This window comes from Mesorhizobium sp. M0898 (assembly GCF_040319695.1).
GTDB lineage: Bacteria > Pseudomonadota > Alphaproteobacteria > Rhizobiales > Rhizobiaceae > Mesorhizobium.
In genome coordinates this window covers 1-893 of the sequence record NZ_JAMYOE010000142.1, presented here as the reverse complement: position 1 = coordinate 893, position 893 = coordinate 1, and the positions used below count along the sequence as shown (strand labels likewise).

1 protein-coding gene is annotated in these 893 nt (G+C 66.6%); it reads right to left on the bottom strand.

Annotated elements, in window-relative coordinates; translation table 11 throughout:
- On the bottom strand, positions 1-764 hold a 764-nt coding region (locus tag NKH90_RS34615; protein WP_352823813.1), incomplete at its 3' end, for a tyrosine-type recombinase/integrase.
- Between the last annotated feature and the right edge of the window lie 129 nt (positions 765-893).

The window sequence follows — 893 nt, the reverse complement described above, 5'->3', positions numbered from 1 at the left end:
CGGATGTCGGTGCCGTCCTCCAGCAGGTGGGTGGCGAAGCTGTGGCGCAGCGTGTGCGGCCCGACCCGCTTGGCGATGTCGGCGGCCTGGGCCGCCTCGACGACGATGCGATAGAGCTGCCGCGTGCTGATCGGCTTCATCGCGTGCTGTCCGGGGAACAGCCAGCCGTCGCGGTGCATCACGCCCTGCTGACGTCCGACCTTCCACCACTCACGCAGAAGCGTGAGCAGGTCCTCCGAGAGCATGGCGTTGCGATAGCGCCCGCCCTTGCCACGCTCGACGCGCAGCAGCATGCGCTCGCTGTCGACGTCGGCAACCTTCAGCATCGACACCTCGGCGACACGCAGGCCCGCGCCATAGGCGACTGACAATGCGGCCTGGTGCTTGAGGCAGGTGGTGGCGTTGAGCAGCCGGGCCACCTCGTCGCGGCTGAGCACCACGGGCAGGTTGCGCGGATGCGCCAGCCGGACGAGCCGACGCGCCAGGTCCGGGCGGTCGAGCGTTTGGGTGAAGAAGAAGCGCAGCGCCGACACGATGCTGTTCATCGTCGGCACGGGAACGCCGTCTTCCTGCTGCTCGATCTGAAACCGACGTAGGTCGTCGGCGGTCGCTGTGTCTGGTGAACGCCCGAGGAATGTCGCCAAGCGTCCGATATCGCGGAGATAGTTGCGCTGCGTCTCGCGTGAGAAACGCCGCATGTTCATGTCGTCGATCAGCCGCTGGCGCAGCGGGCTGATCCGGGCATCGAGAATAGGATGGTGCATGGTCAGGCTCCTTGTTGAAGAAGCCCGCCATGCTCTGCTCGAGCCGAACGACGCTCAACGCGAGCGCGACGACCGGTTCTTGATCTCTACCTCAACCGCAGGCGCCCCTCCCGCGCAGCGGGTTCGTTC